Here is a 26419-nt window from a genome sequence, read left to right on the forward strand (position 1 = left end):
ATTGACGCGCCTAGGCTTAAAGCTGACCAAACCGTCGGTGATGCCCCATGAACGCCAAGCGCCCTGTCTGCGCGGCGCCCGCCCTTGAAACACCCGCGCCCGCCGCTAGCCAGACGTACACCTACAGCGACCTTCACTACACCGAATCCGCCAGCACCGCGCTGGCCGAGGAAGTGGCGTTGGCGATCGCCTATAACGGGATCAGCCAGGCTGTGATGCTGGTGACGCCAACCGATCTTGAAGACTTCATCGTCGGCTTCAGCCTCGGTAGCGGCATCATCGAAGACGCCACTGACATCTACGACTTGCAACTCAGCGGCTCGGGCTCGGCGCAATACGCGCAAGTGACCATCGCCAATCGCGCATTCTGGAACCTCAAGCAACAGCGTCGGCAACTGGCCGGCACCAGCGGCTGCGGGCTCTGCGGAGTGGAAGCGGTGGAGCAGGCATTGCCGGACCTCAAGGTGTTGCCGGGCGCGCCGTTGCCGCCCGCCGAATGGCTCGATGGCTTGCGCCAGCGCATCGGCGCCTTCCAGCCGCTGGGTCAGCATTGCGGCGCGGTGCATGCGGCGGTGTTCATGAACGGTCAGGGCGAATTGCTGCTGGGCCGTGAAGACATCGGCCGGCACAACGCCCTCGACAAACTGATTGGCGGGCTAATCCGCCAGAAAATTCCGACCACGGGCGGCCTGGCGATTGTCACCAGCCGTTGCAGCCTCGAACTGATCCAGAAAGTGTTGCGCGCCGGTATCCAGACCCTGGTCAGCCTGTCGTCGCCTACGGGTCTTGCCGTGCAATGGGCCCGTCGCCACAACCTCAATCTCATCCATTTGCCACAAAAGAATGCGCCACGGGTCTACAGCCCGGCTTCGGAGAATCAAGCGTGAGCCAACACCAACAAGCCGACCAGAAACCCGTTCCACGTTACAAACCCTATAAAGGTCCGGCCGGTGGTTGGGGCGCGCTGGCCAGCGTTGCCCGGGCCTGGCTGACCAGCGACAACGCGTTGAAGAATCTGCGCATGATGCTCAAGACCAACAAGAACGGCGGGTTCGACTGCCCCGGTTGCGCCTGGGGCGATTCCAAGGAAGCCGGCATGGTGGCGTTCTGCGAGAACGGCGCCAAAGCAGTGAACTGGGAAGCGACCAAACGGCGTGTCGATGGCGCGTTTTTCGCCAAGCACAGCGTGAGTTCGTTGCTGGAGCAAAGTGACTATTGGCTCGAGTATCAGGGCCGTTTGACCGAGCCGCTGAGCTACGACGCTGAAACCGATCGCTACAAGCCGATCAGCTGGGATGCTGCGTTCGCGTTGATCGCCAAACATTTGCAGGGGCTGTCGAGCCCCCATCAGGCCGAGTTCTACACCTCGGGCCGTGCGAGCAACGAAGCGGCGTTCCTCTATCAATTGTTCGTGCGCGCCTACGGCACCAACAATTTCCCCGACTGCTCGAACATGTGCCACGAAGCCAGCGGTGTGGCATTGGCGCAGAGCGTTGGCGTCGGCAAAGGCACCGTGACCTTCGACGACTTCGAACATGCGGATGCGATTTTTGTCTGGGGCCAGAACCCTGGCACCAACCACCCGCGGATGCTCGAACCGCTGCGCGAAGCGGTGAAACGCGGTGCGCAGGTGGTGTGCATCAACCCGCTGAAAGAGCGCGGTCTGGAACGCTTCCAGCACCCGCAACACCCGATCGAAATGCTCACCAACAGCGACAAGCCAACCAACACGGCCTACTTCCGTCCAGCATTGGGCGGTGACATGGCGATCATGCGCGGCATGGCCAAGTTCCTGCTGCAATGGGAGCGCGACGCGCAGAAGGCCGGTGAGCCGGCGGTGTTCGACCACGACTTCCTCAATGAACACAGCGTCAACGTGCTGGAATACCTGGGCACCATCGACGACACCCCGTGGGCGCAGATCGTCGAGCAATCCGGCCTGCCTCTGGTGGAAATCGAGCAAGCGGCGCGCATGTATGCCAAGGGCAAGAACGTCATCATGTGCTGGGCGATGGGCATCACCCAGCATCGCCACTCGGTGGCGACCATCCAGGAAATCGCCAACCTGATGCTGCTGCGCGGCAACATCGGCCGGCCGGGCGCCGGCCTGTGCCCGGTGCGTGGTCACAGTAACGTGCAGGGCGACCGGACCATGGGCATCAACGAGCGTCCGCCGGCGGCGTTCCTCGATGCCCTGGAACGACGCTTCGAGTTCAAAGTGCCCCGTGAAAGCGGCCACAACGTGGTCGAGGCGATCCATGCGATGGCCGACGGCCGCGCCAAGGTCTTCATCGGCCTGGGCGGCAACTTCGCCCAAGCCACGCCGGACAGCCCACGGACCTTCCAGGCCCTGCGCAACTGCGACCTGACTGTGCAGATCAGTACCAAGCTCAACCGCAGCCATTTGACTCACGGTAAAGAGGCGCTGATCCTGCCGTGCCTGGGCCGTACCGACATCGACATCCAGACCGAAGGCCCGCAAGCAGTGACCGTTGAAGACTCATTCAGCATGGTCCACGCCTCCAACGGTCAATTGCAGTCATTGTCGAACCAGATGCGTTCGGAGCCAGCGATCATCGCCGGCATCGCCGCCGCGACCCTGGGCAGCAAACCGGTGGACTGGAACTGGCTGGTGGCCGATTACAACCGCATCCGCGACTTGATCGCCGACACCGTTCCGGGCTTTCGCGATTTCAACGAGAAGATCAAGAACCCGGGCGGGTTCTACCTTGGCAACAGCGCCGGAGCGCGCAAGTGGAATACGCCGTCGGGCCGGGCCAATTTCCGTCCCAACGTCCTGCCCAAAGACCTGGTGCACGAACGCACTCGCGCCACGGGTGTGTTGCCGGATCTGATCATGCAATCGATGCGCTCCCACGATCAGTACAACACCACGATTTATGGTCTCGACGACCGCTATCGCGGGGTGAAGGGTCAGCGTGACGTATTGTTTGTGAACGAAGCGGACATCATTCGCCTGGGCTTCAAGCCGGGGCAGAAGGCGGACATCGTTTCGATCTGGGACGACGGTCGTGAGCGTCGCGTGAAGGGCTTCACGCTGCTGGCGTTTGATATTCCTGCGGGGCAGGCAGCGGCTTACTATCCGGAAGTGAATCCACTGGTGCCGCTGGAAAGCACCGGTGACGGCAGTCATACGCCGACGTCGAAGTTTGTCGCAATCCGGCTGGAAACGGCGAGTGAGACCGGGTTGATCATGGCCAAGTCTGCCTGACGCGGCGTCAGTACAGGCCTCATCGCGGAAAAGCCCGCTCCCACAGGAATCGAATTTCTTCTGAAAGAACTCGGTCACTGTGGGAGCGAGCTTGCTCGCGAAAGCGGTGAATCATTCAACGAAGATCTCGAAGCCAATACTTTTCCATCGCCCACAAAAAAGGCCGTTTCTGCATAGAAACGGCCTGTCCGAAGTAGTAAAAGACCAGCGAAAAACACTTAAGTTCCGCCTAAAAAACAGTAACTTATAGAAATGTGGTGAAGTCGTGTTACTCGTCGGAATTCGATTGTCACAACTATGACACAGCCTCAGGATCGCGCCGTCATCCCCTTGAGGTTCCTCTATGAAGTTCTCCTCGATTCTCTTGTTGTCCCTTGGCCTGGTCAGTGGCTTCGCTTCTGCCGGAGGCACCACCGAAGCAGGTGTGGGCGGCGCATTGGGCGGGGTTCTTGGCTCGGTCGTCGGTCAGTCCTTAGGCGGCAATACAGGTTCAACCATTGGCGCGGCCCTGGGCGGCGCGGGTGGTAGTGCTGTCGGCGCCGACAAACGCAGCCGTGGCCAAGCCGCCATTGGCGGTGCGCTGGGCGCAGCAGGCGGTAACGTGGTCGGCCGCAGCATGGGCGGCACCACCGGCAGCCTGATCGGCTCCGCAGCAGGCGGCGGCGCCGGTGGCGCTCTGGGTAACTACATGGGCAACCAGAGCAACCAGGAAGATGATCGTCGTTCCTATCGTGGCCATGATGATCGCCGCTATTACCGTGATGACGACCATCGTGGTCGCGGCCATGCTTACGGCCACCGCAAGCATCATCGCTATCACGACTGAGGCTTGATCGCCTCGCTTACGGTAGATGAAAAAATCGCAGCCCACGGGCTGCGATTTTTTTTTGCCGGTCAAACCACCAAACGCTCCAGCGCATCGCGCAACCCGGCAGGAATCGCCATGGGTTGATTCGATGCTCGATCAACAAACACATGCACGAAGCGCCCGACCGCGCAGGCTTCATCTTCCCACGCCTTGAACACCGCCAGTTCGTACTGCACCGAGCTGTTGCCCAGCTTGCCTACCCGCAGGCCGATCTCGATGCGATCCGGAAAGGCAATGGAAGCAAAGTAATCGCAAGACGAACTCACCACAAAGCCCACCACCGCGCCGTCGTGAATATCCAGGCCACCGACTTCGATCAGGTAGGTGTTCACCGCCGTGTCGAAAAAACTGTAGTAAGTGACGTTGTTGATGTGGCCGTAGGCGTCGTTGTCATGCCAGCGAGTGGTGATGGGCTGGAAGTGCGGGTAGTCAGTGCGTTGATTCATGGGTTCTCGCCTTAAGGAGGCGTCCCAACGCAGAGCGCGGGGACGATCAGTCGTCGTGGAGTCTACCGATCAGCAAACCCTTTACCCACCGCTGCCAACTCGCCGATCAAGCGAGCGGGATTCCAGTGATCGCCCTGCCGGGTCTCCAGCGCTATCAATCGCTGATGAATATCCGTCAGTCCTTGCTGGTCCGCCCAAGCCATTGGCCCACCTTTGTCCGCCGGGAAACCATAACCGTTGAGGTATACCAGGTCGATGTCGTGGGCCGAGCCGGCAATGCCTTCTTCAAGGATCTTGGCGCCTTCATTGACCAGCGCCAGCAGACAGCGCTCCAGAATCTCCTCAGGGGTTATTTCCCGACGCTGGAACCCGAGCCTTTCGCTGACTTCCAGCACCAGCGCATCGACTTGCGGATCATGCTCAGCCTGGCGACTGCCTGGCTCGTAGTGGTAATAGCCGTCGCCGCTCTTCTGGCCAAAACGCCCCAGTTCGCAAAGACGGTTATCCACCTGAACCTCAGGTGCATCCTGCCCTTTACCCGCCAGCTCCCGCGCGCGCCATCCCAGATCGATGCCGACGACGTCGAACATGCGAAACGGCCCCATGGCAAAACCAAAACCTTGCAGCGCCGCATCTACCTGATAAGGGTAGGCGCCTTCAAGCAGCATCTTGCGTGCTTCAAGCACGTAGGTATGGAGCATCCGATTACCGATGAACCCCTCGCAATTGCCCGCCACCACGCTGACCTTGCCCATGCGCTTGCCCAACTCCAGCGCCGCCTCCAGCACGGCTGGCGAAGTCTGTGCACCACGGACGATTTCCAGCAATTTCATGATGTGCGCAGGGCTGAAGAAATGCAGGCCCAGGACCTGGGGCGCACGGTGTGTAGCCGCGGCGATGGCGTCGATGTCCAGCGCCGACGTATTGCTGGCCAGGATGGCTTCGGGCTTGAGCAGGCCGTCCAGTTCACGGAAAATCTTTTGCTTGAGCTCCAGATTTTCGTAGACCGCTTCGATAACCAGGTCGACATCGCGGATCGCCGCATAATCAGCCGCCGCCGTGACCCGGGCAATGCGGGCGTCGGCTTCGGCCTGATCGATCCGTCCCTGACGCACATTGTGAGCGTAGGTATCCGCCACGGCGGTCAGCGCCTGTTCCAGCATCTGTGGATTGTTATCGACCCACTGCACGGGCACCCCGGCGTTGGCCAGGCACATCACGATGCCACGGCCCATGGTGCCCGCGCCGATCACGGCGGCGCGCTGAATATTGAACGGTGTCTGGCTCATTGTTGTTCTCTTGTTGGCGATCCGAAGACAGCCCTCACCATAGTCAGCCACCGCGAGTTTTTGAAATTTATTCCTGTGATGAGCGACATTCAGCGGATGGATCTACACCGGCAAATGCGCCTGGGCCCACCCGCGCACCTCGGCATATGGATAATTTTCCAGCGCCCCAAAACCTGGAATCGAGCGCGCCTTGAGCTTGGTAAACAGCGGCACGCTGATCCCGCACAGGAAACGCGTTACCCGTTCCGCCGACGGCACATTGCCGGTGTGCTGTTCGTGCCTGTGGATAAAATCTCCGCACAGCGCTTCAAAGTTTTTATCCACAAGCGCCGGCAACTCAGGTGGTGCTGGCAACCGCGCGACCTGACCATGACAGACCGAACAGTGCCCACATTGCCGAGGCGCGTTGTCGTCGCCAAAGTACTCGGCCAAGCGAAAGCCCAGGCAATGATCGGTGGCGAACAAATCCAGCATGGCGTGAATCCGCGCGATCTCTGTGCGTTCGTGATGGGTGAAACAAGCATGCAGTTCAGCGCTCAGTGCCTGACTGTCGACATTTGTATCAAGCAGGCTGTAGACCTCGGTCATCTGCTTGCTTTCCAGCTCGACCCAACCTTTCTCCTGGAAATAATCCAGTGCCTTGACCACCCGGCTTCGCTCGGCCTGGTGCTGTTCATACAGCGCATCGAAATTCACCGTGGCCCAGGTCCGCGCGCGACTGGAGGTCTGGATGATCGCCGCGACAAAGTCTTTGCGCTCACCCTCGAAACGGGCCAGCAAGTCCTCGGGCTCCTGTAAGTACTTGAAACGGTATTCGGCGTAATAGGCGTAACGCGGGGCAATGATCCGGCGTAGCTCAAGCTGCACCAGCAAGGTTTTAAGCGGCAGTTGCCGGATATTGCTCTGATCCCCCAGCGGCCCCAGCAGAAACTCCCATTGCCCTTCGGGCGCGGCAGCTTTCAACTCATCCAGCACGCAGCGGATTCCGTCCAGCTCAGGCGTATCACCGTAGACGAAGTTTTCCAGCACGTTGAGGCTGTCGCGGTTGGCCAATACCAGACAGTCGGACGGCAGGCCATCACGCCCGGCGCGACCAATTTCCTGGCTGTAGTTTTCGATGGATTTGGGCAGATCGAAATGCACCACGTTGCGGATGTCGCTCTTGTCGATGCCCATGCCGAAGGCAATGGTGGCAACGATGCAATTGGACTGCCCGCCCATGAATCGCTTCTGGATGGCTTCGCGTTGCTCGTGGGGCAAGCCGGCATGATAGGCCTCGGCCTGTATGCCGTTGCGGTTCAGGTGTTCGGCGATGTGTTCGGCGGTTTTCTGCAGGGTGACGTAGACGATGCTGGGCTGGTCGGGGCGCTCGCCCATCCATTCGACCAGACGTCGGCGCTTGTCCTGGCCGCGGACAGGCTCGACCAACAGGTTGAGGTTCGGTCGATAAAAACCGGTGGTCACCACGTCTTCCGGCGCGATGGAAAATTTGGCCTCCATGTCCGCGATCACCTTGGGCGTCGCGGTGGCCGTCAGCAGCAATGCCTGGGGAATGTTGAACTGGCGCTGATAGTCCGGAAGTTTCAGGTAGTCAGGGCGGAAGTTGTGGCCCCACTCCGAGATGCAGTGCGCCTCGTCGACGACCAGCAACGAGATCGGTACCTGCTGCAAGAAATTGCGGAAGCGCTCGTTCTTCAGGCGCTCCACGGAAATCATCAGGATCTTCAGCTCGCCGGACTTGGCTCGGGCCATCACATCGCTGGCGTCATCGCGACTCTGGGCCGAATCGATACTGCCGGCCGCAATGCCGTGGCGTTTCAGGAAGGCCAGTTGATCCTGCATCAACGCCAGCAACGGCGACACCACCAGCGTCAAATGCGGCAGCAACAGGGCGGGCAGCTGATAGCAAAGGGATTTGCCGGAGCCTGTGGGGAAAATGGCCGCTGCCGAACGCCCGGCCAACACCGCGCTGACCGCCGCTTCCTGGCCGGGTCGAAACTGTGGATAACCGAAAACCTGTTCCAGGGTGTTGTGCATAAGCTGTCACTCCGTTGACCGCTGCGAAGCCCAAAGCGTAGCCGGCAGACGCAGCGAGTCGAGAAAAGGTCGGGGACCAAAACGATACGGGATGATACAGCTTCGCCCCAATGTCCTTTGCCACAGGATGAAACAAACGAAACACTTTGTGGCTCGCGGCATCGCTCAATCTGGCGTTAAGGTCTTCTGGCACAACCACCGTCCGCGCACTTCACATCACGGCAGGACGCCTGATGAGCGCGGCATTTGAAGAAGGAACGACCATGCCTCAAAAAACACTTTTTGCCCTCGCCCTGATCCTGACAACCGTGCTGTCGAGCGGCTGCAACAGGATTCCCGAAGAGCCGCCATTGCTCGCGACGTGCGACACCCTGGAGTGTTCGGCGCAACTGGCTTGGCGCACATCCTGACGACGGCGGGATAAGTGGCTACGGCACCCTCACAGACACCCGTCCACAACAAAAAAATCGAGGCCATACGTAGCCATTGCAAATCTGGCTCCCTCTAGGACGGCAACGAACTGCTCGACATCGCCCGACAACGCCTGCCGAGAACCACCACCGGTTGAAGCCCCAAGGAAAAACCCCTGTGGGAGCCGGGGTGCCCCGCGATGAACGATAACGCGGTGCACCTGATAACAAACGAGAGATTTGCGGTGGGGATAAGTCCGTAGGCAACGCCCTATCAAAGCTTCGTCCCGGTCCTACAAGAGACGGGGCTTTGTCGCCTATCGCGACGTGGCGGCTCACACCTATAGTCGTGACTGTCGCTGATACATTCAGCGACTCGGGCTTGGTCACCCGAATTAGATCCACGCACGCACCCGTTGTATGCTGCCGGCGCTTTTTGCGTCAGCACGCTTTATGGCGGCTGTGTTTGGGACGTCCTCGGACGTGCCGGGTTTACGTGTGATCTCACCGGTTGACCAACCTGAACACAGTCCGCCTCCCATCGCTTGGTCACGATGGCGGCGACTCCTTCTGATGCATTTGAGATTACATAAAATGAAGACATGGAACGCTTTCACCGATCGCTACTGCCCACTCCAAACCAACCTCACCGATTCCCCGCCCCTGATCATCGACACAGAGGCCAACCCTCAGGACATCCTCGAAGCCGCCCTCCAGCGCATCCGAGCCTCCAGCGATCTCCTCAAAACCCTGCACTGCGTTTGCTTCAAACACGGCGACGTCGAAGACATCCCCCACATCACCCACGCGCTCTACCTCTTGGCCCAGGACGGTTGCGACCTGCTGCAAGTCGCACAGCAACGCATGATCGGCTGGAAAGCACCCGCCTGACCCCAAGTGAAGATCGTTCCCACGCTCCGCGTGGGAATGCCTCTACGGACGCTCCGCGTTCGGCTCTTGGGACGCACAGCGTCCTGGGCTGCACTCCCTCGCGGAGCGAGGAACGATCAAACACGAGACAACTACGATGAGCGAATTAACGTTCAAACAAAAACAAACTCATTACGAAAAGGTCCGTCGTTCAAATTACTTGGCCAGCCTACATCTTTCAGGATTCGACGCCTCACAGGCGGACCTCGACAGACCACTTCCTACACGAAAAGAAGCGCTCGCCAAATACCAACAAGCCATTCCGCAACAATCTGTTCCCGCTCTTCCCCCTAAGCCTGGCGGCCAATAAAATCCACCCAAGCCCAACCGGACACCCCGCAATGAACCTCGCCCCCAATTTCCCCGACGACCACACCATGCACCTGCTCATGCAGCTGCTACACGAAGAACTCGGCCTGCCCGAACGCAAAACCATCAGCCTCACCACCTCGATCAATTTCGACCTGGGCTGTAACGGCGCTGATGCGCGGCATTTGATGGAAGCGCTGGAAGAACAGTTCGGAATCGACTTCGTGGACTACGACACCTATCGCTATTTTCAGCCGGAAGGGTTTGATGTGCATCTAAAGCGAAGGGCAAAGGGTCGCGGTGAAAAAATCCCGCTGACTATCGGCATGCTTTACTACGCGATCAAACTGCAACGGTGGGATACACAGCGTTTGGAAGGCATGGAGCTCAACGCATAAGTGCCATTATTCTGGTCGTTTAGCGGCAATTCAGCTGGAATATTGGCAGTTGCGCACTCGATGGTTTAAACCGAACACCCACAAAAAAGCCGCCCCAAAGGGCGGCTTTTTCATTACATCAAACCAACACTTACAACTTAGGCCCAGCAGCCTTGATCGCGTCGCTCACTTCGAACTTCTTGAAGTTCTCAACAAACAACCCGGCCAATGCCTTGGCAGCTTCATCGTAAGCAGCCTTGTCAGCCCAGGTATTACGTGGGTTCAACAGGCCAGTCTCAACGCCCGGCACGCTCAACGGCACGTCGAGGTTGATGGTGTCGAGGTGTTCGGTTTCAGCACCGATCAACGCGCCGCTCTGGATCGCTGCAATCACGCCACGAGTGGTCGGGATGTTGAAGCGCTTGCCAACGCCGTAGCCGCCGCCGGTCCAGCCGGTGTTGACCAGGTAGACTTTGGAGCCGAAGCCGCGGATGCGCTTGATCAGCAGTTCTGCGTATTCGCCAGCTGGACGCGGGAAGAACGGTGCGCCGAAGCAGGTGGAGAAAGTCGACTTGATGCCGCTGCCGGAACCCATTTCGGTCGAGCCCACCAGTGCGGTGTAGCCGGACAGGAAGTGGTAGGCCGCTTGTTCTTCGCTGAGGATCGAGACTGGCGGCAGAACGCCGGTCAGGTCGCAGGTCAGGAAGATCACAGCGTTTGGCTCGCCACCGAGGTTTTTCTCGGAACGCTTGGCAACGTGCTCAAGCGGATAAGCCGCACGGCTGTTCTGGGTCAGGCTGACATCGGCGTAGTCGGCGTGCTTGGCTTCATCGATAACGACGTTTTCCAGGACAGCGCCGTGCTTGATGGCTTTCCAGATAACCGGCTCGTTCTTCTCGGAGAGGTCGATGCACTTGGCATAGCAACCGCCTTCGATGTTGAACACCACGCCCTCGCCCCAGCCGTGCTCGTCGTCACCGATCAGGTAACGGCTTTCGTCGGCGGACAAGGTGGTTTTACCAGTGCCCGACAGACCGAAGAACAGGGTCACGTCGCCCGCTTCACCGATGTTGGCAGCGCAGTGCATTGGCAGCACGTCAGCCGCCGGCAGCAGGAAGTTCTGCACCGAGAACATGGCTTTCTTCATTTCACCGGCGTAGCGCATGCCGGCGATCAGCACTTTCTTCTGTGCGAAGTTGAGGATCACGCAACCATCGGAGTTGGTGCCGTCACGCTCAGGAACGCATTCGAAGTTGGCAACGTTGAGAACTTGCCACTCATCACGGCCAGCCGGGTTGTACTTTTCCGGGTTGATGAACAAGCAGCGACCGAACAGGTTCTGCCAGGCAGTCTGCGTGGTCATTTTCACGGCCAGGTAGTGATCAGCAGACGCACCTACATGAACGTGGGAAACGAAATGCTCTTGCGCGTTGTTGAATGCTTCAACGCGGTCCCACAGGGCATCGAACTTGTCGGCCGGGAACTTGCGGTTGATCGGGCCCCAGGCGATGGAAGCCGAAGTGGATGGCTCGTCAACGATGAAACGATCGACTGGCGAGCGGCCGGTGCGGTGACCGGTGCGAACAACCAGCGCGCCGGTATCGGCAAGCTCGCCCTCACCGCGACTCAGAGCTTCTTTTACCAGATCATCAACACTCAGATCGGTGTACACGGCGTTATTGGCTTGCGTCATGAGATTCCCCGTCGGCCAGTGGCCGAGTGTGCTCCAAACGTTTTGTAGTAGAAAGTCGTGCACTACTACCGCGACAAAAAGTGGGCCGGATTATGCCAGAAAAGCCCAAAAAGTGTAGGGCCCTCCGGTCAGAACGGCGTTATTCCGGCGCTAAGCAGTGAATTTACCTGCGCTGAACCGTTTTAGTGACGGGTATCTGACGGCGTATCAACCCCCGCACCCGAGAACAATTGGGTGATATCCGCGGCATCAAACAGGTAGCGATGATTGCAGAACTGGCAATCGATCTCGATGTGCCCGCCATGTTCGATGACCAGCGCCTGGGCATCTTCCATACCCAAGCTGACCAGGGCATTGCCCGAACGTTCGCGCGAGCAACTGCAACGAAAGCGCAATTTCTGCACATCGAACAGGCGCACCTGCTCTTCGTGGTAGAGGCGATGAAGTACGGTTTCGTTGTCCAGGCTCAGCAATTCATCGGCGGTCAGAGTGCTGGCCAGCGCGGTGATGTGCTGCCAACTGGCGGCGCGTTCTTCTTCGTCTTTCAAGCGATCGGCGGGCAGTTGCTGCAGCAACAGGCCACGAGCGCGACGGCCATCGGCGTACAACCAGAAACGCGTACCGACCTGCTGGGACATCACGAAGTAATTAGTGAAGCACTCCGAGAGGGTTTCGCCATCCAGATCAACAATGCCTTGATAACGCTGACCCTGGATCGGATCAACGGTGAGCGCCAAGACACCATTAGGCATCAGGTCGGCGAGGGTCGCGCCGGGGGCAATCTGGTCGGCCTCGTAACGGGCCAGGCCACGGATGTCGCGCTCGCTGGAGCACTCGATCATTAGCAGCGGAATTGGGCCATCGGAACGGGCCTGAAGAATCAGCAAGCCATCGAACTTCAATGTGCCGACCAGCAATGAGGCGGCCGCCATCAACTCGCCGAGCAGTTGCGCCACCGGCTCCGGATAGGCGTGTTTGGCGAGCACTTCGGCATAGCTGCGCTCCAGCCCGACCAGCTCGCCGCGAGTGTCGCTGTCATCGAAGATGAAGCGTTGGGTGTAGTCGGTATCCGGTAGATCGGTCATAGGTCTGGGTATCTGAAGTAATGACAATAGGGTTACAAAACATGAAACTCGCGCCTGTGCGGCGCCGTTTTGTGCGCAATGTTCAGCCATGGGAGGCATTTTATGAACAATCCGGGTTTGTTCCAAGCAAGGTGGAACCTCCGCCGGTTGGCTCTGTGCAATTTTTTGCCATTGGCGCTGCTGGCCTTCTGGTTATGGCCTACCGGCCAGATGCTGTGTGTGATTTTCGACGAGTGGCTTTTTCATCGATTGAATGCACCGCTGGCCAGTCACCCGATATGGCTACACAGTTGGGCGATTGCAAGTCTGCGCCCATTCGATACGGTGGTCGGCGTGATTCTGCTGGCGCTGACGATCAAAGGCGACTGGGTGTTTGAAAGGGTTGAGGTGCGCCAGGCATTATTTGGCTTTCTCTCGATTCTGCTGGTGCTGCTGGTTATCCGCCTGCTGTTTTCAAATATTGCCGGGTACATGGACTGGCAGCACAACAGCCCATCGACGGTGATCAAAGGCGCCGTCCACATGAGCGACTACTTCCCGGACCTTGAGAATCGCTGGGAATTGAAGGATCGGTCGACGCAAAGCTTTCCCGGCGATCATGCTTCGGTGCTGTTGATCTGGGCGCTGTTCATGACGGTGTTCAGCCGAAACTCATGGCAAACCTTGCTGATTTGGTCCTTGACGCTGTTGTTCATGATGCCGCGACTGGTGGCCGGCGCCAATTGGGGCCAGGACGATTACATCGGCGGTCTTCTGTTGGCGGTGTGTGCGCTGGGCTGGGGTTACTACACGCCGTTTGCGTATCACGCTACGGCGTTTTTCCTGAGGGTGACTGCGCCGTTATTCGGGTTGTTGGAGAAGTTGCCGGTGGTGTCGCGGATGAGTGTGGTGCGTGGAGCCTGATCGAGCCTGCTCCCGAAAGCGCCAGCCCGAGCGACGTAGAAGCCGCCTCACTCGTCGTTGCTGCTGCCACGAAACTTGAACAAATCCCGTCGCTGTTTCTTGCTTGGCTTGCCATCCGTGCTCACGCCCAGCGCGCCAGCCTTGCGCATGGCCGCAGCGGCTTCGCGCTTGGCAATGCTGGCTTCGGTTTCCGCGTACAAGGTCTGAGCCTCCGGCGCACCGCGACGCACTATCGACAACGCCTGAACCACTACTGTACGTTCCTCGAACCCGGCACGAATCTGAAACTCGTCGCCGATCCGCGGCTCCTTGCCCGGTTTGCAGCGCTCGCCCCGGCAATGCACCTTGCCGCTTTCAATCGCCGCCTTGGCCAAAGCACGTGTTTTATAAAAACGCGCGGCCCACAGCCACTTATCGAGACGGACCTTGTCGTCCTCTTCCTGTTTTTGTCCCACTGGAATTCCTCGCTCGGTGAATAGTCGGAACTGTACTACCGTTTCTGTCGGGCGCAAGAACCCGGCAACCCCAGATAGAATGTGATCTTGGCCGGCTCCCGGCATGGAGTGATCGAATGACTATATTCCCTTCCTCATTGACTTCGCCTCAGGCTGGTTGCCAGGGCTGCCGGCAAAGCGAGCCTTTGGGCTTTGATTTTTCCTTTGCCTACCAACCGATCGTCGATCTGCGCGACCAATCGATTTTCGCTAACGAAGCATTGGTGCGCGGAGTGAACGGTGAAGGGGCGATGTCGATTCTGGCGCATGTCACTGACGACAATCGCTATCGTTTCGACCAGCTATGCCGCACGCGAGCCATTGAAGGTGCGGCAGCTTTAAATATGCAGACACACTTGTCGATCAACTTCATGCCCAACGCTGTGTACCGTCCCGAGCTGTGTATTCGCAGCACCCTGGAGGCGGCGAAAAAGTACGACTTCCCGATCAATCGTCTGATTTTCGAAACACTCGAAAGCCAACCTGTAGATAACTATCGCCATTTGACCAATATTCTGCGTGAATACCGCGAATTCGGCTTCAAGACCGCCATCGACGATTTCGGCGCGGGCTACTCGGGGCTCAATCTGCTGGCTGATTTCCAACCGGACCTGATCAAACTCGACATGGCGCTGATCCGCGATGTCGACCGCGATCGTGTTCGTCAGGCTATCGTTCGAGGGATTGTCACAATCTGTGCGGAGTTGAACGTTACAGTCATTGCCGAAGGCATCGAAAGCGCCGGAGAACGGGATTTCCTGGCGGACTGTGGAATATTTCTGATGCAGGGTTACTGGTTCGCCAAACCTGCATTCAAAGCGTTGGCCCAGGTCACACCTGAGGCCTGGACGCGTTAATCGCCGGTTTTTTCCTATTGAAGACATTTGACCATTTAACCGTTGTCGGTCTGCGCGAGTGGGTGGCGCTCCCTGATTTGGGAGTGGCGGGCCTGCGGGCAAAAATCGACACCGGTGCCAGCACCTCCAGCCTGCACGCCACGGACATTGAACCGTTCGAGCGCGATGGTGAACGCTGGGTGCGTTTTACCGCGCACCTGGGGACGGTGGTGCAACTGCGTCACCGGCGCTGTGAAGCGCCACTGGTGACGATGAAAACCATTAAAAGCTCCAACGGTCACGCGCAGATGCGCTACGTGGTCAGCACCACGCTGGCCCTGGGTGATCGGGTCTGGCGGGTCGAGTTCACCCTCGCCTGCCGCAAATCCATGCGTTATCGCCTGCTACTCGGTTCCAAAGCCCTGATCGACGGCCAGCTGGTGGTCAATCCGGGCATCAAGTACGTACAAGACAAGCCGGTGTTCCCGGTATCTACCTCCTCCACAGGTGTTGCATGAAGATCGCTGTGCTGTCGCGGAACCCGCGTCTGTATTCCACTCGTCGTCTGGTCGAAGCCGGTACCGAGCGTGGCCATGAAATGGTGGTGATCGACACCCTGCGCGCCTACATGAACATTGCCAGCCACAAGCCGCAGATCCACTACCGCGGCAAGCCGTTGGAGGGCTTCGATGCGGTGATCCCGCGGATCGGTGCGTCGGTGACGTTTTATGGCTGCGCGGTGTTGCGTCAGTTCGAAATGATGGGGGTTTTTCCCCTTAACGAATCTGTGGCGATTGCCCGGTCACGCGACAAACTGCGTTCGCTGCAACTGCTTTCGCGCCGGGGTATTGGTTTGCCAGTCACCGGTTTTGCGCACTCCCCGGATGACATTCCCGACTTGATCGACATGGTCAACGGTGCACCACTGGTGATCAAGGTGCTGGAAGGCACCCAAGGCATTGGCGTGGTGCTGTGTGAAACGGCAACGGCGGCAGAGTCGGTGATTGAAGCGTTCATGGGCCTGAAGCAGAACATCATGGTTCAGGAATATATCAAGGAAGCCGGTGGCGCAGATATTCGCTGCTTCGTGGTCGGCGACAAGGTGATTGCGGCAATGAAGCGCCAGGCCAAACCTGGAGAGTTTCGCTCCAACTTGCATCGGGGCGGCAGCGCCAGCCTGATCAAGATCACCCCGGAAGAACGCATGACCGCATTGCGGGCGGCAAAAGTGATGGGATTGGCGGTGGCGGGGGTGGATATCCTGCGCTCCAATCATGGGCCGCTGGTGATGGAAGTGAACTCCTCACCGGGTCTGGAAGGGATTGAGACCACCACTGGTAAGAACGTGGCGGGGATCATCATTGAGCATCTTGAGAAGAATGGCGGGCCGAACATGACTCGCACCAAAGGTAAGGGCTAGACGCCCAGCTTTGAGCGGCAAGCTACAAGCCTCAAGTGAAAAGCAACGGCAGTTCCGCGCAGGATTTGCTTTTCGCTTGAAGCTTGAAGCTTGAAGCTGTCGTTAGACTGCGTCTCTAGGCAACATCAGCCCAAGCGGCAACCGCACCCGCGCTTCCAGCCCGCCCCCCGAGCGATTGCGTAGTTCGACATTGCCGCCATGCATCGAAGCAATCCGCTTCACGATCGCCAGGCCCAACCCGGTGCCCTTGCCACCCCGGGCACGATCGCCCCGAGTGAACGGGTTAAAGATCGCCTCCAGCTCTGACGGATCAATCCCCGCACCACGGTCCATGACGCTCAGCACGACATAGGGCGCGCTGGTATCCCCGGAAACATACGCCGCCACCTCAACCCCGCTGCCCGCGTGGTGAAGGGCGTTGCCAATCAGGTTGTTCAACAACCGCTTCATTGACACCCGACGCAACGGGAACGGCTGGATCGGTTCTAGGCGCAGACGCACCTTCTCTTCGTTCTGGTTGTACGGCGCAGCGACTTCGCGAACCAGATCACTCAGGTCCACTTCCTCAACCGACTCGTCGCGACCATCGCGGATAAACGCCAGGAACTGGTCGAGAATCGCGTCCATGTCTTCGATGTCGCGCACCATCGCGTCGGTCAGGTCGTTGTGGTCACCCATCAACTCCAGGGACAGCCGCAAACGGGTCAACGGCGTACGCAAGTCGTGCGACACCCCCGCCAGCATCAGCTCCCGCTCGCGTCCGGCCTGTTCGACGTCCTCGGCCATCTGGTTGAAGGCGCGATAAACCTCGGTCATCTCACTTGGCGTGTCGCTGATCGGCAGGCGCACGCTGCGGCCCTGGCCAAGCTGCCTTGCGGCATACACCAGGCGTTTCAGCGGCTGGTTGAGCTGGCTGACGAAGATCCACGCCGAGGCAGTGGACAGCAGACCGATCGCGAGGAACCAGCCAAGTACGTTCCAGATTTTCTGGCCGCGCAGCGGGTGAGGATAGAGCGGCACTTTCAGCCAGCCATCGCCCAGGCTTGGCGCCCGGACCCACAAGGCCGGTGGTGAGTGCATGCGTAAGCGCACTTCCGTATCGGCACCCAGCTCCGCCTGCATCTGCCGCTGATAAATCTCGCTGTACGGCCAATGCTGCTCACCTTCCGGCACGCCAGCACCCACCACCCTGATCAGGGTCGCGGCATCGGCAATCTTCGCGCGGTTTTCTTCATCGGCGGCCCAATAGGCACGCAGCGTCAGGGCGACGCCGTGGCTGTATTGGCGGTCCACCAGCACGTCTTCGTTCATCAACAGATAAACCAGGGTCAGCGCCTTGGAGAACAGGACAACGATCAGCACCAGCCACAGGGTGCGGGAGAAAAAGCTCTGGGGGAACCAAACGGGGGTTTTCATGGATAACCGCTACACACTTGCAGGAGCGAGCGATGCTCGCACATTGCGGATCGCGAGTCTGCGAACAACGTCATCTGACCCGTTGCCCGCAAGACCCGCTCCTACAAATCGCCGATCACTTGGTGGCGGCGCCATCCGGAACGAACACGTAACCCACGCCCCAGACCGTCTGGATGTAGCGCGGCTTGGAAGGATCGGGTTCGATCATGCGGCGCAGTCGGGAGATCTGCACGTCGATCGAACGCTCCAGCGCATCCCATTCACGGCCACGGGCCAGGTTCATCAGTTTGTCGCGGGTCAGTGGCTGACGCGCGTTCATGACCAGAGCCTTGAGCACCGCAAACTCACCGGTGGTGAGCATGTGCACTTCGTCACCGCGCTTCAATTCACGGGTGGCCAGGGACAGTTCGTAATCACCAAACGTCACGCTTTCGTCTTCGCTGCCCGGTGCACCCGGCACAGGCGTCGACTGACGGCGCAGGACCGCTTTGACGCGGGCCATCAGCTCATCCGGGTTGAAGGGCTTGGCCAGGTAATCGTCGGCACCCAGCTCCAGGCCCTTGATGCGGCTCAGCTCATCGCCCTTGGCGGTCAGCATGATGATCGGGATCTGATTGTTCGCCGTGCGCAGGCGACGGCAGGCCGTCAGGCCGTCTTCGCCAGGCAGCATCAGGTCGAGGACGACCAGGTTGAACACTTCGCGCGCCAGCAGGCGATCCATTTGCTCGGTGTTCGGTACGGCACGGGCGCGGTAGCCCTTGCTGACGAAAAAACGTTCCAGCAGGCTGCTCAGCCCTGGATCGTCGTCAACAATAAGAATTTTTTCGCCTTCAGCAATGTTTGCAGTGCTGCTCATTAGATGCTCCTTTTAGCTCGGCGCGCATTATGGCGTAGCTGCCGTTATACGCACCGTGTGCATTGTTAGCAGATTTTTCCTTCACCGTTATAAATCCGGCCTTGGCGCGACAGCCTGCGATGCCCCTGAATGATAGAACGCTGGTTATAATGCGCGGCCTTTTGTGTCAGGCAACGTCTGATCATTACTGCAGATGGCCGTTTTTTATTTTCATGCCGGCGGCAGTAATTGTTCGATTTCACGGGTCAACGGGATGCCTGTTGATCCAGGTAGCGGCGCACGCCAGGCCGCTCAACCAGACTCGCCGAGCCTTTATTTCTGCGCCTGCGAGCCTGCTTTCACAATTTGTCAGGTGGTTTTATGGACAGCATCAACAGCCGCATCGCCGAGGAACTCGGTGTACGCCCACAACAGGTCGAAGCGGCCGTCGCGCTACTCGATGAAGGCTCTACCGTTCCCTTCATCGCCCGTTACCGGAAAGAAGTGACCGGCAGCCTCGATGACATCCAGTTGCGTCATCTGGAAGAGCGTCTGCGCTACCTGCGAGAACTCGACGAACGGCGCATCAGCATCCTCGCCAGCATCGAAGAGCAAGGCAAGCTGACCCCTGCACTTGAGCGCGACATCAAACTCGCCGACACCAAGACCCGCCTCGAAGACTTGTACCTGCCGTACAAGCAGAAGCGCCGCACCAAGGGCCAGATTGCCCTGGAAGCCGGCCTCGGCGAGCTGGCCGACGGCCTGTTCAACGACCCGACACTGACGCCGGACGTTGAAGCCGCACGCTTCGTCAACGCCGAAAAAGGCGTGGCTGACGTGAAGGCGGCCCTCGAAGGCGCCAAATACATCCTCATGGAGCGCTTCGCCGAAGACGCCGGCCTGCTGGACAAGCTGCGCAGCTACCTCAAGCAGGAAGCCACCCTCAGTGCCCGCGTGATTGCCGGCAAGGAAGAGGAAGGCGCCAAGTTCCGCGACTACTTCGAACATGACGAACCGCTGAAAAGCATGCCGTCGCACCGCGCCCTGGCGATTTTCCGTGGCCGCAACGAAGGCATTCTCAGCTCCGCGCTGAAAGTCGGCGACGAGCTGCCGGGCACCATGCATCCGTGCGAAGGCATGATCGGCCAGCAATTCGGCATCCAGAACCAGAACCGCGCCGCCGACAAATGGCTGGGCGAAGTGGTGCGCTGGACCTGGAAGGTCAAGCTCTATACCCACCTGGAAACCGATCTGCTGGGCGAGCTGCGCGATGGCGCGGAAACCGAAGCGATCAACGTGTTCGCCCACAACCTGCACGACTTGCTGCTGTCGGCTCCGGCCGGCCCGCGCGCCACGCTGGGCCTCGACCCGGGCCTGCGCACCGGTTGCAAAGTCGCCGTGGTCGATGCCACCGGCAAGCTGCTGGATCACGCCACGGTTTACCCGCACGTGCCGCACAATAAGTGGGACCAGACCATCGCGATTCTGGCTGCCCTGTGCGCCAAGCACTCGGTCGACCTGATCGCCATCGGCAACGGCACCGCCAGCCGCGAAACTGACAAGCTGGCCGCAGAGCTGATCAAAAAATACCCAGCGATGAAAATGACCAAGGTCATGGTCTCCGAGGCCGGCGCATCGGTTTACTCGGCGTCGGAACTGGCCTCCAAGGAATTCCCGGACCTCGACGTGTCGATCCGTGGCGCGGTGTCGATTGCCCGTCGCCTGCAGGATCCTCTGGCGGAACTGGTGAAGATCGATCCGAAATCCATCGGCGTCGGCCAGTATCAGCACGACGTGTCGCAGCTGAAACTGGCACGTGGCCTGGACGCTGTGGTCGAGGACTGCGTAAACGCCGTGGGCGTCGACGTGAACACCGCTTCGGTCGCGCTGCTGGCCCGCATCTCCGGCCTCAACGCGACCCTGGCGCAGAACATCGTTAGCCATCGCGACGAGCACGGCGCGTTCAAAACCCGTGCAGCGCTGAAGAAAGTTGCGCGTCTGGGCGAGAAAACCTTCGAACAGGCTGCCGGTTTCCTGCGCGTGATGAACGGCGACAACCCGCTCGACTCGTCCGCGGTTCACCCGGAAGCCTATCCGCTGGTGCAACGCATCGCCGCTGAAACCGACCGCGACATTCGCTCGCTGATCGGCGATGCCGCGTTCCTCAAGCGCCTTGATCCGAAGAAGTACACCGACGAGACGTTCGGCCTGCCAACGGTCACCGACATTCTGCAAGAACTGGAAAAACCGGGCCGCGACCCACGTCCCGAGTTCAAGACCGCCGAGTTCCAGGAAGGCGTCGAAGACCTCAAGGACTTGGAACTGGGGATGATCCTCGAAGGTGTCGTGACCAACGTGACCAACTTCGGTGCGTTCGTCGATATCGGCGTGCATCAGGACGGTTTGGTGCACATCTCTGCGCTTTCGGAGAAGTTCATCAAGGATCCGCGTGAAGCGGTGAAGGCTGGTGACGTGGTGAAAGTGAAAGTCATGGAAGTCGATATCCCGCGCAAACGCGTGGGCCTGTCGATGCGCATGAGCGACACGCCGGGCGAGAAAATCGACGGTGCCCGCGGCGCACGTCCGGGTTCGGCGCCACGCCAATCCCAGAACAACGCGCCACGCAAAGAAACCACGGCAGCGGCTCCGGCCAACAACGCCATGGCTTCGCTGTTCGCCAACGCCAAGCAATTGAAGAAACGTTGATGGACATTCCTGCCGGGCTGACCGAAAGCGCGTTTTTCAAATTGCTTGGGTGTCGTCTGCACAGCCTGGAAACCGGGGTGGCGCAAGTCGCCCTGGGGCTGGAACCGCAACTGCGCAATCGCGGCGGCAAGCTGCATGGCGGGGCGCTGTTCAGTCTGGTGGACATTGCCATGGGGCTGGCCTGTTCCAGCACCCACGGCTTTGACCAGCAGAGCGCGACCATCGAGTGCAAGATCAACTACATTCGCGCCGTTTCAGACGGTGAAGTGATGTGCACGGCGCGGGTGATTCACCCGGGCCGGCGCACGCTGGTGGTCGAAGCCGACGTGATGCAGGGCGACAAACTCGTCGCAAAAGCACAAGGCACGTTCGCTGTCCTGTAGATGAACACCATCATTTTGAGTTAATTTCGGCGCTACGAAAGCAGCGCCGGAATTTTCTATGGAGGCGGGCTTGCTCGCGAAGAGGGTGTGTCAGGCGACTTAAATGTTGACTGACACACCCTCTTCGCGGGCAAGCCCGCTCCCACAGGGTTTGCGGCGACTGAACCTTGACCGACTGGCATGAAGTCCGTGCTGCTCAAAAACCAGGCGAAAACGCCAGTTTCAACTTCACCCTTGTAGACCGTCTTGCCCACCCCCATATTGGGGCGACTGACGCGTGAAGGAATCCAACTTGAGCGAACTTCTCAACCGCCGCCTGGCTCTGCTCGGCGAGCGCGCTAACCTCTCTCTGCTCGAACAGTGTCTTCACGGCATCGAACGTGAATGCCTGCGCGTGACCGACGAAGGTCGCCTGGCGCAAACGCCGCACCCGGAAGAATTGGGTTCCGCGCTGACCAACGAACAAATCACCACCGACTATTCCGAGTCGCTGCTGGAGTTCATCACGCCCGCCCTGCCCGACCCGGCGGATACGCTGGCGAGCCTGGACAAGATTCACCGCTTCGCCTACAGCAAGCTTGGCAACGAGTTTCTGTGGAGTCCATCGATGCCGTGCCCGCTGCCGGCCGAGGAAGACATCCCGATCGCCTATTACGGCACGTCCAACATCGGTCAACTCAAGTACGTCTACCGCAAGGGCCTGGCCCTGCGCTACGGCAAGACCATGCAGTGCATCGCCGGGATCCACTACAACTTTTCCCTGCCGGAAAAGCTCTGGCCGTTGCTCAAGGAAGCCGAAGGCTTTGTCGGCACCGACCGTGACTATCAGTCCTCGGCCTATATCGCGCTGATCCGCAATTTCCGACGCTACAGCTGGCTGCTGATGTACCTGTTCGGTGCCTCACCTGCCCTGGACGCCGGTTTCCTGCGCGGTCGCTCGCACCAGTTGGAACAACTGGACCCGGACACCTTGTACCTGCCATACGCCACCAGCCTGCGCATGAGCGACCTGGGTTACCAGAGCAACGCCCAAGCCGGTCTGACGCCGTGCTACAACGATCTGGCCAGCTACACCGACAGCCTGCGCAAAGCGGTGGCCACGCCGTATGCGCCGTACGTTGAAGTCGGCACGCACAAGGACGGTGAGTGGGTTCAGCTCAACACCAACATCCTGCAGATCGAAAACGAGTACTACTCCAACATCCGCCCAAAACGTGTGACCTACACCGGCGAACGGCCGATTCAGGCGTTGGTGGCCCGGGGCATTCAGTACGTTGAAGTACGCTGCCTGGACATCAACCCGTTCCTGCCGATGGGCATCGACCTGCCGGAGTCGCGTTTCCTCGACGCGTTCCTGCTGTATTGCGCGCTGAACGACAGCCCGCTGCTGACCAACACCTCATGCAGTAACGCCACGTCGAACTTCCTCAGCGTGGTCAAGGAAGGTCGTCGTCCGGGTCTGCAACTGCAGCGCGACGGTCAACCGGTGGACATGAAGGAATGGGCCACCGAACTGCTGGAGAAGATTGCTCCGCTCGCCGCGCTGCTCGATCAGAGCCATGGCGGCGATGCGCACAGCAACGCGCTGGACGTGCAGATGGAGAAGGTCAAGGATTCGTCCCGCACACCTTCCGCTCAGGTGCTGGCGGCAATGGCCGAGCATAAGGAAAGCTTTGCTCAGTTCTCCCTGCGTCAGAGCCGGGTGCATGCGGAGTACTTCCGCAGTGAGCCGCTTTCAAGCGAAGACCAGGCAAAATTCGAAGAGCGGGCGCGTTCCTCGCTGGCTGAGCAAGCGGAGCTGGAGCAGAACGAAGTCGGCGATTTCGATGTGTTTGTCGGGTCGTATCAGGCGAGCATTCTGTCGATCAGCAACTAATCTCCCTGGCACTGATCGTTCCCACGCTCTGCGTGGGAATGCCTCAAGGGACGCTCCGCGTCCAGTGACGCGGAGCGTCACGGTCTGCATTCCCACGCCGGAGCAGGGGAACGATCAGAGTACCGTCTTAGAATTTTCCGCTCATAAGCTCATTCGAAAAAGTTATTTATTTTCTGATTCTTAGATCATTTAGTCTCCTTTTCACGCCGACTCTCGGTCGCCTGACAAGGAGCTATTCCATGAAACTGACTTCCCCTCTTCGCCTCCTGGCGGCCGCATCGCTGGCTGCGGCGAGTTTCTTTGCCCAGGCGGCTGACGTCACCGTCGCCTACCAGACTACCGTTGACCCGGCAAAAGTTGCCCAGGCCGACGGCGCGTACGAGAAAGCCACCAACGCCAAGATCGACTGGCGCAAATTCGATAACGGTGCCGACATCATCGCGGCCGTTGCCTCCGGTGACGTGCAGATCGGTTACCTCGGTTCCAGCCCGCTGACGGCTGCGATCACGCGCAAAGTCCCGGTAGAAACGTTCCTCATCGCCACGCAGATCGGCGCCGCTGAAGCCCTGGTCGCCCGCGACGGATCCGGGATCAAAACGCCCCAAGACCTGATCGGCAAGAAAATCGCCGTGCCATTCGTGTCCACCGGTCACTACAGCCTGCTGGCTGCGCTGAAGCACTGGAACATCGACCCGTCGAAAGTCACCGTACTCAACCTTGCCCCGCCCGCCATCATTGCCGCGTGGAAACGCGGTGACATCGACGCCACTTACGTCTGGGACCCGGCGCTCGGCGTGGCCAAGGAAAACGGCAAAGTGCTGATCACCTCCGGCGAACTGGCCAAGTTTGGTGCTCCGACCTTCGATGCCTGGATCGTGCGTAAGGATTTCGCCGAGAAGCACCCGGAAATCGTCACCGCCTTCGCAAAAGTGACTTTGGATGCCTACGCCGATTACCGCAAAGACCCAAAAGCCTGGCTCGCCAATCAATCCAACGTCGACAAACTGGTGAAACTCTCCGGCGCCAAGGCCAGCGACATTCCGTTGCTGCTGCAAGGCAACGTCTATCCATTGGCGGCTGACCAGGTCATTACCCTCGGCGCACCGACCACCAAGGCCATCACCGACACCGCTGCGTTCCTGAAAGAACAAGGCAAAGTCGAGGCCGTGCTGCCGGACTACGCCCCGTACGTCAGCGCCAAGTACATCACCAACTGATCGGGAGTTAACCGCGATGGCTTTGCTACAGCTGGAGCGCATCAGCGCACAGTACCCCGGCAGTCCGGAACCGGTACTGGCGGATATTTCCCTGAGCCTTGGGCCCCAGCAATTGCTGGTAGCTCTCGGCCCGTCCGGCAGTGGCAAGACTTCGCTGTTGAACCTGATCGCCGGTTTCGTCGAGCCCAGTGCCGGGCGCATCACCCTTGACGGGGTGCCGGTCAAAGGCCCGAGCGCCGAGCGCGGCGTGGTGTTTCAGGACGACGCCCTGCTGCCGTGGCAGGACGTGTTGGCCAATGTGGGCTTCGGCCTGGAACTGGCCGGAGTGTCCAGGGACAAACGCGAAACCCGTGCTCGGGAAATGCTCGCGCTGGTGGACCTTTCCGGTTTCGAAAATCGCCGCATCTGGCAGCTCTCGGGCGGCCAGAAGCAACGTGTCGGCCTCGCTCGCGCGCTCGCCGCCGACCCTCGGGTCTTGCTCATGGACGAGCCCTTCGGCGCCCTCGACGCCTTCACCCGCGAACAAATGCAAGAGCTGCTGCTGCAAGTCTGGCAGCGCACCGCCAAACCGGTGTTCCTGATTACTCACGATATTGAAGAAGCGGTGTTCCTCGCCACGGACCTGATTCTGCTGGCACCGAACCCTGGGCAAATCGTCGAACGCCTGAGCCTGGATTTCGGTCAGCGTTACGCGGCGGGCGAGTCGGCACGGGCGATCAAATCCGACCCGCGCTTTATCGAAACCCGCGAACACGTGCTCGCCAAAGTGTTCTCCCAACGCAGCGCCGCCCAGCGGCAGGAGCGCGCATGAGCAGCTATGAAATTCCGGCCGTGACGGTGAAACCGGGCTCGACGGCGACTCCGGTTCGTCGTAGTTTGAGCACGCGCTGGATCAGCGTATTGACGCTGGTCGCGCTTGTAACCCTGTGGTGGGCGGTGACCGCTACCGGCTTGATCGAACCGCTGTTTCTGCCGCCACCGTCCGCCGTGCTGCAAAAAGGCTGGCTGCTGGTGACCACCGGCTACATGGATTCGACCTTGTGGCAGCACTTGGGCGCGAGCCTCAGCCGCATCGGCCTGGGCCTGGGCTTTGCCGTGCTGACCGCCGTTCCGGTCGGCATCGCCATCGGCCACAACCGAGTCGCTCGCGGCATTCTCGATCCGCTGATCGAGTTCTATCGCCCGATTCCGCCATTGGCTTATCTGCCGCTGATCGTGATTTGGTGCGGCATTGGTGAGCTGTCAAAAGTCTTGCTGATCTACCTGGCGATCTTCGCGCCGATTGCCATCGCGACCGCGACTGGCGTACGCACGGTCGACCCGGCGAAATTGCGTGCGGCGCAGTCGCTGGGCGCGACTCGAGCGCAGCTGATTCGTCATGTGATCTTGCCGAGCGCCTTGCCGGACATTTTGACCGGCGTGCGGATTGGCTTGGGTGTGGGTTGGTCGACCTTGGTCGCCGCCGAGCTGATCGCAGCCACCAGCGGTTTGGGCTTCATGGTGCAGTCGGCCGCGCAGTTCCTGGTCACCGACGTAGTGGTGCTGGGGATTCTGGTCATCGCACTGATCGCCTTCGCCATGGAAATGGGCCTGCGCGCGCTGCAACGCAAACTGGTGCCGTGGCACGGCCAGGCTCACTGAAAAATCATCATGTGGA

At 59.6% G+C, this 26419-nt stretch carries 24 protein-coding genes and 1 pseudogene; 17 read left to right on the forward strand and 8 right to left on the reverse strand.

From position 1 onward, the window contains the following. Positions 1–47 precede the first annotated feature (47 nt). The 3 genes from fdhD to BLQ41_RS03495 all read left to right on the forward strand — a co-directional run bounded on the left by fdhD (position 48) and on the right by BLQ41_RS03495 (position 4058). Positions 48–887, forward strand: coding sequence for a formate dehydrogenase accessory sulfurtransferase FdhD (fdhD, locus tag BLQ41_RS03485; protein WP_090176917.1), 840 nt, complete (start codon positions 48–50; stop codon positions 885–887). Continuing rightward, positions 884–3232 (forward strand): FdhF/YdeP family oxidoreductase, encoded by a 2349-nt coding sequence (locus tag BLQ41_RS03490; protein WP_090176920.1) that lies wholly within the window; start codon positions 884–886, stop codon positions 3230–3232. The genes fdhD and BLQ41_RS03490 overlap by 4 nt, the downstream gene beginning before the upstream one ends. 343 nt (positions 3233–3575) lie before the next feature. After that, positions 3576–4058 carry a glycine zipper domain-containing protein gene (locus BLQ41_RS03495; RefSeq protein WP_090176925.1) on the forward strand — a complete coding sequence of 161 codons (483 nt, stop codon included), beginning with the start codon at positions 3576–3578 and terminating at the stop codon, positions 4056–4058. 68 nt (positions 4059–4126) lie between these two features. On the opposite strand, the gene BLQ41_RS03500 is transcribed toward BLQ41_RS03495, so the two are convergent. The 3 genes from BLQ41_RS03500 to BLQ41_RS03510 all read right to left on the reverse strand — a co-directional run bounded on the left by BLQ41_RS03500 (position 4127) and on the right by BLQ41_RS03510 (position 7872). Further along, positions 4127–4546 carry an acyl-CoA thioesterase gene (locus tag BLQ41_RS03500; RefSeq protein ID WP_090176928.1) on the reverse strand — a complete coding sequence of 140 codons (420 nt, stop codon included), beginning with the start codon at positions 4544–4546 and terminating at the stop codon, positions 4127–4129. Between the two features lie 62 nt (positions 4547–4608). Then, entirely contained in the window at positions 4609–5835 is a 1227-nt protein-coding gene (locus BLQ41_RS03505) for a 3-hydroxyacyl-CoA dehydrogenase (protein WP_090176931.1), read from the reverse strand. A gap of 102 nt (positions 5836–5937) precedes the next feature. Beyond that, complete coding sequence (locus BLQ41_RS03510; RefSeq protein WP_090176934.1) at positions 5938–7872, reverse strand: RecQ family ATP-dependent DNA helicase; 1935 nt, start codon at positions 7870–7872, stop codon at positions 5938–5940. A 263-nt stretch (positions 7873–8135) separates the two neighbouring features. Here BLQ41_RS03510 and BLQ41_RS30410 point away from each other — a divergent pair, with 263 nt between their 5' ends. From BLQ41_RS30410 to BLQ41_RS03525, 4 genes and pseudogenes are all read left to right on the forward strand, one after another. Then, positions 8136–8282, forward strand: a complete 147-nt coding sequence (locus tag BLQ41_RS30410) for a hypothetical protein (protein WP_157694996.1) — start codon at positions 8136–8138, stop codon at positions 8280–8282. Positions 8283–8876: 594 nt separating this feature from the next. Continuing rightward, positions 8877–9173 carry a hypothetical protein gene (locus tag BLQ41_RS03515; protein ID WP_090176937.1) on the forward strand — a complete coding sequence of 99 codons (297 nt, stop codon included), beginning with the start codon at positions 8877–8879 and terminating at the stop codon, positions 9171–9173. A 136-nt stretch (positions 9174–9309) separates the two neighbouring features. Further along, positions 9310–9465 (forward strand): annotated as a pseudogene (locus tag BLQ41_RS03520) (YhfG family protein); the annotation flags it as partial. Between the two features lie 88 nt (positions 9466–9553). After that, complete coding sequence (locus BLQ41_RS03525; RefSeq protein WP_090176943.1) at positions 9554–9919, forward strand: DUF1493 family protein; 366 nt, start codon at positions 9554–9556, stop codon at positions 9917–9919. Positions 9920–10049: 130 nt separating this feature from the next. On the opposite strand, the gene BLQ41_RS03530 is transcribed toward BLQ41_RS03525, so the two are convergent. Next, positions 10050–11591 carry a phosphoenolpyruvate carboxykinase gene (locus BLQ41_RS03530; RefSeq protein WP_090176945.1) on the reverse strand — a complete coding sequence of 514 codons (1542 nt, stop codon included), beginning with the start codon at positions 11589–11591 and terminating at the stop codon, positions 10050–10052. Positions 11592–11773: 182 nt separating this feature from the next. Then, positions 11774–12676, reverse strand: coding sequence for an Hsp33 family molecular chaperone HslO (gene hslO / locus BLQ41_RS03535; RefSeq protein WP_090176950.1), 903 nt, complete (start codon positions 12674–12676; stop codon positions 11774–11776). 102 nt (positions 12677–12778) lie between these two features. Between hslO and BLQ41_RS03540 the strand changes: the two genes are divergently transcribed. Continuing rightward, positions 12779–13579 carry a phosphatase PAP2 family protein gene (locus tag BLQ41_RS03540; RefSeq protein ID WP_090176953.1) on the forward strand — a complete coding sequence of 267 codons (801 nt, stop codon included), beginning with the start codon at positions 12779–12781 and terminating at the stop codon, positions 13577–13579. Positions 13580–13626: 47 nt separating this feature from the next. Here the strand turns inward: BLQ41_RS03540 and BLQ41_RS03545 are convergent, their stop codons facing one another. Then, positions 13627–14034 carry an RNA-binding S4 domain-containing protein gene (locus BLQ41_RS03545; RefSeq protein WP_090176956.1) on the reverse strand — a complete coding sequence of 136 codons (408 nt, stop codon included), beginning with the start codon at positions 14032–14034 and terminating at the stop codon, positions 13627–13629. 116 nt (positions 14035–14150) lie between these two features. On the opposite strand from BLQ41_RS03545, the gene rimA reads away from it, so the two are divergent. Genes rimA through rimK form a run of 3 tightly spaced genes read left to right on the forward strand, consistent with a single transcriptional unit; the run spans position 14151 to position 16329 of the window. Next, positions 14151–14930, forward strand: coding sequence for a S6 modification regulatory phosphodiesterase RimA (gene rimA, locus BLQ41_RS03550; RefSeq protein WP_090176959.1), 780 nt, complete (start codon positions 14151–14153; stop codon positions 14928–14930). 17 nt (positions 14931–14947) lie between these two features. After that, complete coding sequence (gene rimB / locus BLQ41_RS03555; protein WP_090176961.1) at positions 14948–15427, forward strand: retropepsin-like aspartic endopeptidase RimB; 480 nt, start codon at positions 14948–14950, stop codon at positions 15425–15427. Continuing rightward, positions 15424–16329, forward strand: coding sequence for a 30S ribosomal protein S6--L-glutamate ligase (gene rimK / locus BLQ41_RS03560; RefSeq protein WP_007949201.1), 906 nt, complete (start codon positions 15424–15426; stop codon positions 16327–16329). Before rimB ends, rimK begins: the two co-directional genes overlap by 4 nt. 102 nt (positions 16330–16431) lie before the next feature. Here the strand turns inward: rimK and BLQ41_RS03565 are convergent, their stop codons facing one another. Together BLQ41_RS03565 and ompR are read right to left on the reverse strand one after the other, a co-directional pair. Continuing rightward, a complete protein-coding gene (locus tag BLQ41_RS03565) occupies positions 16432–17745 on the reverse strand; it encodes an ATP-binding protein (protein WP_090176964.1) in 1314 nt (437 codons plus the stop codon). A 115-nt stretch (positions 17746–17860) separates the two neighbouring features. Then, positions 17861–18601, reverse strand: coding sequence for an osmolarity response regulator transcription factor OmpR (gene ompR, locus BLQ41_RS03570; RefSeq protein WP_027922237.1), 741 nt, complete (start codon positions 18599–18601; stop codon positions 17861–17863). A 360-nt stretch (positions 18602–18961) separates the two neighbouring features. On the opposite strand from ompR, the gene BLQ41_RS03575 reads away from it, so the two are divergent. From BLQ41_RS03575 to tauC, 6 genes are all read left to right on the forward strand, one after another. Continuing rightward, positions 18962–21286: a Tex family protein gene (locus tag BLQ41_RS03575; RefSeq protein WP_090176967.1), complete on the forward strand. Its 2325-nt coding sequence runs from the start codon at positions 18962–18964 to the stop codon at positions 21284–21286. After that, on the forward strand, positions 21286–21669 hold the full coding sequence (locus BLQ41_RS03580) for a PaaI family thioesterase (RefSeq protein WP_090176969.1): 384 nt from the start codon (positions 21286–21288) through the stop codon (positions 21667–21669). The genes BLQ41_RS03575 and BLQ41_RS03580 overlap by 1 nt, the downstream gene beginning before the upstream one ends. Before the next feature lie 292 nt (positions 21670–21961). Beyond that, positions 21962–23545 carry a glutamate--cysteine ligase gene (gshA, locus tag BLQ41_RS03585; protein ID WP_090176972.1) on the forward strand — a complete coding sequence of 528 codons (1584 nt, stop codon included), beginning with the start codon at positions 21962–21964 and terminating at the stop codon, positions 23543–23545. A 239-nt stretch (positions 23546–23784) separates the two neighbouring features. Further along, complete coding sequence (gene tauA, locus BLQ41_RS03590) at positions 23785–24762, forward strand: taurine ABC transporter substrate-binding protein (protein ID WP_090176975.1); 978 nt, start codon at positions 23785–23787, stop codon at positions 24760–24762. 16 nt (positions 24763–24778) lie between these two features. Next, positions 24779–25573: a taurine ABC transporter ATP-binding subunit gene (gene tauB / locus BLQ41_RS03595; protein WP_090176978.1), complete on the forward strand. Its 795-nt coding sequence runs from the start codon at positions 24779–24781 to the stop codon at positions 25571–25573. Then, positions 25570–26403 carry a taurine ABC transporter permease TauC gene (tauC, locus tag BLQ41_RS03600; RefSeq protein WP_090176981.1) on the forward strand — a complete coding sequence of 278 codons (834 nt, stop codon included), beginning with the start codon at positions 25570–25572 and terminating at the stop codon, positions 26401–26403. Before tauB ends, tauC begins: the two co-directional genes overlap by 4 nt. Positions 26404–26419: the final 16 nt, after the last annotated feature.

This window comes from Pseudomonas arsenicoxydans (assembly GCF_900103875.1).
Classification (GTDB): Bacteria; Pseudomonadota; Gammaproteobacteria; order Pseudomonadales; family Pseudomonadaceae; genus Aquipseudomonas; species Aquipseudomonas arsenicoxydans.

Excerpts from the sequence above, each read along its gene's own strand:
- fdhD (WP_090176917.1), top strand. The coding sequence starts at position 48 with ATGAACGCCAAGCGCCCTGTCTGCGCGGCGCCCGCCCTTGAAACACCC.
- BLQ41_RS03495 (WP_090176925.1), top strand. The coding sequence starts at position 3,576 with ATGAAGTTCTCCTCGATTCTCTTGTTGTCCCTTGGCCTGGTCAGTGGC.
- BLQ41_RS03500 (WP_090176928.1), bottom strand. The coding sequence starts at position 4,546 with ATGAATCAACGCACTGACTACCCGCACTTCCAGCCCATCACCACTCGC.
- BLQ41_RS03505 (WP_090176931.1), bottom strand. The coding sequence starts at position 5,835 with ATGAGCCAGACACCGTTCAATATTCAGCGCGCCGCCGTGATCGGCGCG.
- BLQ41_RS03510 (WP_090176934.1), bottom strand. The coding sequence starts at position 7,872 with ATGCACAACACCCTGGAACAGGTTTTCGGTTATCCACAGTTTCGACCC.
- BLQ41_RS30410 (WP_157694996.1), top strand. The coding sequence starts at position 8,136 with ATGCCTCAAAAAACACTTTTTGCCCTCGCCCTGATCCTGACAACCGTG.
- BLQ41_RS03515 (WP_090176937.1), top strand. The coding sequence starts at position 8,877 with ATGAAGACATGGAACGCTTTCACCGATCGCTACTGCCCACTCCAAACC.
- BLQ41_RS03525 (WP_090176943.1), top strand. The coding sequence starts at position 9,554 with ATGAACCTCGCCCCCAATTTCCCCGACGACCACACCATGCACCTGCTC.
- BLQ41_RS03530 (WP_090176945.1), bottom strand. The coding sequence starts at position 11,591 with ATGACGCAAGCCAATAACGCCGTGTACACCGATCTGAGTGTTGATGAT.
- hslO (WP_090176950.1), bottom strand. The coding sequence starts at position 12,676 with ATGACCGATCTACCGGATACCGACTACACCCAACGCTTCATCTTCGAT.
- BLQ41_RS03540 (WP_090176953.1), top strand. The coding sequence starts at position 12,779 with ATGAACAATCCGGGTTTGTTCCAAGCAAGGTGGAACCTCCGCCGGTTG.
- rimA (WP_090176959.1), top strand. The coding sequence starts at position 14,151 with ATGACTATATTCCCTTCCTCATTGACTTCGCCTCAGGCTGGTTGCCAG.
- rimK (WP_007949201.1), top strand. The coding sequence starts at position 15,424 with ATGAAGATCGCTGTGCTGTCGCGGAACCCGCGTCTGTATTCCACTCGT.
- BLQ41_RS03565 (WP_090176964.1), bottom strand. The coding sequence starts at position 17,745 with ATGAAAACCCCCGTTTGGTTCCCCCAGAGCTTTTTCTCCCGCACCCTG.
- ompR (WP_027922237.1), bottom strand. The coding sequence starts at position 18,601 with ATGAGCAGCACTGCAAACATTGCTGAAGGCGAAAAAATTCTTATTGTT.
- BLQ41_RS03575 (WP_090176967.1), top strand. The coding sequence starts at position 18,962 with ATGGACAGCATCAACAGCCGCATCGCCGAGGAACTCGGTGTACGCCCA.
- BLQ41_RS03580 (WP_090176969.1), top strand. The coding sequence starts at position 21,286 with ATGGACATTCCTGCCGGGCTGACCGAAAGCGCGTTTTTCAAATTGCTT.
- tauA (WP_090176975.1), top strand. The coding sequence starts at position 23,785 with ATGAAACTGACTTCCCCTCTTCGCCTCCTGGCGGCCGCATCGCTGGCT.
- tauB (WP_090176978.1), top strand. The coding sequence starts at position 24,779 with ATGGCTTTGCTACAGCTGGAGCGCATCAGCGCACAGTACCCCGGCAGT.
- tauC (WP_090176981.1), top strand. The coding sequence starts at position 25,570 with ATGAGCAGCTATGAAATTCCGGCCGTGACGGTGAAACCGGGCTCGACG.